Annotated in this window: 3 protein-coding genes; all 3 read right to left on the reverse strand. The window is 70.7% G+C overall.

What is annotated here, in order from left to right; genetic code table 11:
* Window positions 1-245: 245 nt before the first annotated feature.
* On the reverse strand, window positions 246-3,095 hold the full coding sequence (locus QQK25_RS22080) for a hypothetical protein (protein WP_284189897.1): 2,850 nt from the start codon (window positions 3,093-3,095) through the stop codon (window positions 246-248).
* 13 nt (window positions 3,096-3,108) lie between these two features.
* The gene (locus QQK25_RS22085) at window positions 3,109-4,353 is read right to left on the reverse strand and encodes a hypothetical protein (RefSeq protein ID WP_284189898.1); all 1,245 of its coding nucleotides are present in this window, start codon (window positions 4,351-4,353) and stop codon (window positions 3,109-3,111) included.
* Window positions 4,350-5,415: phage tail protein (locus tag QQK25_RS22090; RefSeq protein ID WP_284189899.1), on the reverse strand; the 1,066-nt coding region annotated here is incomplete at its 5' end. The genes QQK25_RS22090 and QQK25_RS22085, both read right to left, overlap by 4 nt.

Genomic DNA, 5,415 nt, shown 5'->3' on the forward strand with positions numbered 1-5,415 from the left:
GGGCCAGGGCCCGCTCGCCGGCCCCGTCGAGGGCGCGGGCGAGTTCCCGGTCGGCCAGCTGGCGCACCTGCCCGGCGAGCGCCTGGGCGTGCTCCGCGTCGCTGCTGCAGATGCGGGTGGACAGCAGGCCGATGTCGAGGTCGTCGGTCATCAAACAAGCCTCCGGTCACTGTGTGACCACCTCCCCGGGGGCGGATGCGCGCCTCCTTCGGGCGGCCGGGCGAGTGCGCACATTGGCCGGGCCATCAGGTGCGCTTCACCAGCTTGAGGAAGCTGGCCTGGCCGCCGGTGATGCGCAGGAGGTTGGCGGTCTGGTCGAGGATGGGCCGGTTGGCGCTGGCGGTGGCGGTGTCGGCCTGGAGCTTTTCGATCACCGCGTCGGCGGGCTTGCCGGCCTGGATCTCGGTTTCCACCTTGACGGCCAGCTCGGCAGGCACCCCCTTGGCGAGGGCTTCTGCTCCGGCCACGGCGGCGGCCCGGTCGGACTGGAAGGCGCTGCGGAATTTCTCGTAGCTTTCGGCGCCCAGCAGCTTCTCGGCTTCTTCGGGGGATTTGTCGAGCACCTCCTTGACGGTGAGCTGGCTGTCGGTGCTGCTCACGTAGTCGGCCACCTTGCGGCGCTCGAGGTTGGCGCGCAGGTCGGCGTAGATGGGCCGGGCGCCGGCGTCGGCGAACTCGGCGGGGCCGTCCTTCGCCAGATCGTCGGCGAGGGTGCGGGTGACCTCAAGGTTGCGGGTCACCGAGAGCTTGTTGACCACCGCCAGGGTCTGGGTGGGTTGCACGGCAGCGAGCACCTGTACGAACTGGTAGTCCGGGTATTCGGCGGCGTAGTTGTCGGCCACCTGACCGACAGCGATGCGCTTGCGCTCGGCGGGGTCGGCCACGGTGTTCTCGAGGGCCGCCTCGGCTGTCTGCACCTGGGCCAGAAAGGCCTGGTTGCGGGTGGTCACGGCAATACCGGAACTGCTCATGTCGGCGGCCTTGACCAGATTGGCCTGGACGTCCGGCTGGGCCATCAGGGCTTCGACGATGGCGCGCTTTTCGGCCGGCTGGCGCAGATACTGGGCACGCAGCTCTTCGGTGGTGAGCGCCTTCTGCTGGCCGCTTCGGGTGAAGCCCCGGACTTCCTGCAGGAAGGTGATCAGGAACTGCAGCACCTCGAGCAGGTAGAACAGGGCATCCAGCAGCACCAGACGCTGCTTGACATAGACCACGAAGTGCCGCGGCAGCATGTCGAGCCCGACGCGCGAGATGAGCCCGGCCAGCGCTTCGGTCGAGTCGTTGATGGTGCCCAGCTGGCCGAGGGCGTTGCCCGCGGTGAGGAGGGGATTGACGCCCCAGCGCTCGGCCTGATTGAGCGCGTCTTCCTGCAGCCGGCCGACCAGGGGGTGCTGGCGGGTGAGGCCCTGGAGGGGCACGACCAGCTTGACGATCTCGGTGCGGCGATTGACGAGATCGTCGAGGCCCATCATCTCGAACAGGTTGCCGAGGATGCGGAAGTAGCCGGGCAGCGCCACGGCTTCGGTCTGCTGCTTGAGACCTCCCTGGAACAGGGACGCCTGGTGGGTGCTGTAGTGGGTGTTGGCGCCTGTGCCGCCGGTGCCTCCACCCGTGCCGCCGCCGGGTACGGTGGTGCCGCCAGTGGTGTCGTCACGGCGGCGGGAGAGCTGGATCGGGTCCTTGTCGAAGACGTTGTTGAGGTCTTCGAGGATGTCGTCGTCGTGGAGGGCGACGACCGCGTAGGGGATCACCCGGGTGGTGATGAAGTAGCTCTCGGCCTGCTTGATGGCGCTCTTGACCAGCGGCGAAACCAGCCAGCGGCTGCCCTGGGCGGCCGCGAGCATCTTGTCGATGGTGTCGAAGCCGGTGTCGAACTCGCCGTCGACGGCCCGCGGCCGGATCGGCAGGAAGCCGATCGGGGGAATGTGGCGGAAGCCGCGGGTGTAGAGGTTGCCGCCGTCCGGGTCCACCGGGCGCTGGGCGAGGCTCTCGGCCAGCATGCACTGGAACTGGTGGATGCGCGCCCAGGCAGCGGCCCGGGGCGGGGCGCCGAAGCGGGTGCGGTGCCAGTCGTCGGCCTGGCTGTTGGCGATGGTGCGACGGGGGATCCACTGGTCGAGGAACAGGATGCTGCCATCCTCGCCCAGGTAGACCATGGCGAGGGGAACGGCGCTGGTGTCGTGGCGGCCCACGCCGGTATCGGCGTTGAAGGTGGCGTCGGTGCCGAAGCGCGGGTCCCAGCGCTTCCAGAGGGGGTGCTCGAAAACGTCGAAGTAGTAGGCCGAGAGGGTGCCGCGCAGATCCCAGGCGGACTGCAGATCCTGCCGGAAAGGCGTATCCACCGGGAAGCGCACCAGCGACAGGCCGAAACCGCCGCGCCAGGTGTCGGCCTTGCAGTTGGCCGACGCCGCGCCGCCGCAGATCTCGCCCATCACCTTGGCGCCGCCGGATTCGCTCTCGCTGGCCTGGATGATCAGCAGGTAGGGGCCGGAGGGCAGCCCGGCGCTGCCGCCGGTGGGGCCGGCGGGGTCGGGGGCGAGGCAGACGCAGGGGGTGAATTCGTTGCCGCCGCCGATCACCTTCTGGGGCGTCTTGCGATAGGCGCCCAGAAGCTGCTCGATGGTGAAGACGAAGAAGGGCTGCGAGACGACGATGGGGCGTCCGATGGCGTCGAAGGCGAGGCCCGGGGCGAGCACGATCTCGGCCGTCGGCGAGACACCGCCGACGCGGGATTCGGAATCGATGTCGGTCTGGTTGAGGCCGTCGGCGGCCAGCCCGAGGCCCCAGGCGATGCCGGGCATCATGGCCTGGGCGTTGAGGCGGGCGCGGGCGTCAAAATAAACGTCCTGCCGCGACAGGGCTTCGGCGGTGAGGTAGCGGCCGTTGAACCAGTTGGTGCGGCGCAGGGTGTTGTTGCCCCGTACATCGCCGGTGGGGCCGGTGGCAAAGCCGCTGTCGCTGCTCGTGCCAGCGTAGCCCTTGAGGAAATCGGCGATGGAGGCTTCGTCGGCGGCGCTGAGGGCCTCGTTACGGGCGACCTTGGCGATCATCGTCAAGAGGCCGGCGTCCATGTTCTTCCACTTTTTCGTGCTCATCTCGGCCTCCGGCTCAGGCGGTGGTGGGGTGGGTGGCAAACAGGCTGGCATCGCGCCCGGTGCCCGGGGGCACCACTTCGCCAACGGCGCCCGCGAGGGGTTTGCCATCGATGTCGAGGAGGGCGTTCGGGCCGGTGCCCGCCAGGCAGACCTGATAGATCGTGCCGGCGGCCCACTCGCCGCCATCGACGGTGAGGGACAGGCCGGTGGCCGTGGGTGTCTGGACGAGGATGGGCAGGCTCACCCAGGCCTTGGTGGGCTCGTCGAAGCGCAGCACGCGGACCGAAGGTTCGGCGATGCTGGCGGCGAGGATGGGGCGGGTGGTGCCCACGTCGATCAGCATGTGCCCCAGGTCGGCACCGTCGCCCGGGTGGGCATGGAGGCCGCCGGCCTGGAAGCGGGCCGTGTCGCCCGCGGCTTCGAGGTGGATGCCGAGGGCGAGATCGGCCACCATCTGCACGGCCGGCAGCAGGGCGCGCACGCTGTTGTCGATTGCGCCGCCGAGCTTGACCCGCTCGACCGGGGTGCCCACGGGTTCGAGGTCGAGCACGGCAAGGAGCAGGGGCGCGTCGTCGGCGCCGCTCCACAGGCGGGCCGGGGGGGGCACGTCCGGGTCGATCAGCTGGTCGAGGATGCGGGTGCGGAGGTCGCCCGCCGGATTGGCGCGGGTGGTGATGTCGCGGATCGGCAGGCCGGTGAGGTCCGGGGCCTTGGCCTCCAGGCACAGCCGGTAGCCGTCCTGCACGCGGGAGGGCGACAGGCCGGCATCGGCGCCGGAGCAGGGCTGGGTGATGGCCGGCACCTGTTCGGTGAGGCAGGCCCGGTAGCGCAGCACCACGTACACCCGGCGGCGGGTGTCGATGGCGTCGGAGGCGGGTGCTGCCGGGTCGGCCGGCGGGGCCGATAGTTCGCCCCAGAAGGGCGTGGCGGCAAGGCCGGTGATGTCGAGGCAGACCTTCTGGGGCACGTACACCTCGCGGCCCAGGGGGTCGATGGCGAGCCCGGTTTCGCAGGTGAGGGTGAGCGAGGTTTCGCTTTCCTGGCTGCCCACCTTAAGCCCCCACACCGTGCCAAAGCCGTGCAGTGCGGCGTTGTGCAGGCGGCTGCGGAGCAGGAAGTAGCGCTGCTCGGTGGTGAAATCCTCGGCCCCGAGGAGCTGCCCGTAGCTGTAGCGCAGGCGGACGAAGGGATCGCCCGGCGTGGCCGGGTCGAGGTCGTCGAGGGGTGCGAAGACGTTGGCGGCGGTGGGGGTGCTCATGGCGATGCCTCCCATGGGTTCATGGGTTTGAAGTACGGGTAGCGGCCGTCGGATTCGGCGTGGCGGCCACGGTGGAGGGTGGTGAAAGTGGATAGCACGGCGCTGCCGAGCACCGCCGGCTGGGCGCGGTCCACCGGCCCCAGGTGCGAGATGCCGACGAGGCTGGCGCTGCCGACCCGGAAGCCGGCGTCGAGCCAGCACAGGCGGTGGAGGGTGTGGGCGGGCTTGTTGCGCTCGATGGCGAGGTCGAGGACGGCGGCGAGGGTGTCGCAGCGGGCCCGGGGCACGATCACCGTGAAGCGGTGGGCGTGGCGGCGGTAGAAGGCGATGAGGGCGTCGTCGGGCAGCGGGTCGTCCGGGTCGTCGGCCGGGCAGCGCTGGTTTTCGAGCGCACGGCGGAGCATCAGCGCGGCGTGGGCGCCGGCGAGCTCCTGCTCCCAGTCTTCGAGGCTGCCGGCGGCGAGGGTGCTCTCGCTGCCACCCAGCTCAAGCGCCGGGCCGACCAGCGCGGTGCCCACGAAGGCAGCGGTGGGCCGGCGCAGGCGGAAGCCTTCGATGATCTGAACCGGCGCCTCGGCGAGGATGGACAGCAGCTTGCCGAGCCCCGGCAACGTGCCGCGGGCGCGGTACAGCTCGGCGATGTTCAGCAGCAGCTCGCGGCGCACGCCTTCGCGCACCCGGGCGTCAAAGCCGAGGGCGAGGAAATCCCCCAGCCAGGGCAGCGCCTCGGCGGGCACGAGGTTCGGGTCGAGGAGGTGGGGCAGCACGTCGATGCGCTGGTCCATCTCGGTCATCCAGCCCTCGAAGAGCGCCAGGGCGCGTTCGGTGGCGTCTGCGCCGGCGGGGTCGGAGCGCCAGTAGGCGGGTAGGTAATCGAGCAGCGACGGGCGCGGGAAGGTGGCGCGCAGGGCGAACAGGCTTGGCCCCTGGCGCCGGCTGCCGGACAGGCGCACCCGCAGCCACAGGTAGCGGCCGGCGGGCGGGGTGAGCAGCCATTCGAGGGTGACCATGCCGGCGGGCGGCGTGGCGGCGGGCTGGCGGACGGCGGCCAGCGGGTCGTCG

Origin of the sequence: Zoogloea oryzae, from assembly GCF_030161255.1 — a bacterium.
Taxonomy (GTDB): domain Bacteria; phylum Pseudomonadota; class Gammaproteobacteria; order Burkholderiales; family Rhodocyclaceae; genus Zoogloea; species Zoogloea oryzae.

Excerpts from the sequence above, each read along its gene's own strand:
- QQK25_RS22085 (WP_284189898.1), bottom strand. The coding sequence starts at position 4,353 with ATGAGCACCCCCACCGCCGCCAACGTCTTCGCACCCCTCGACGACCTC.
- QQK25_RS22080 (WP_284189897.1), bottom strand. The coding sequence starts at position 3,095 with ATGAGCACGAAAAAGTGGAAGAACATGGACGCCGGCCTCTTGACGATG.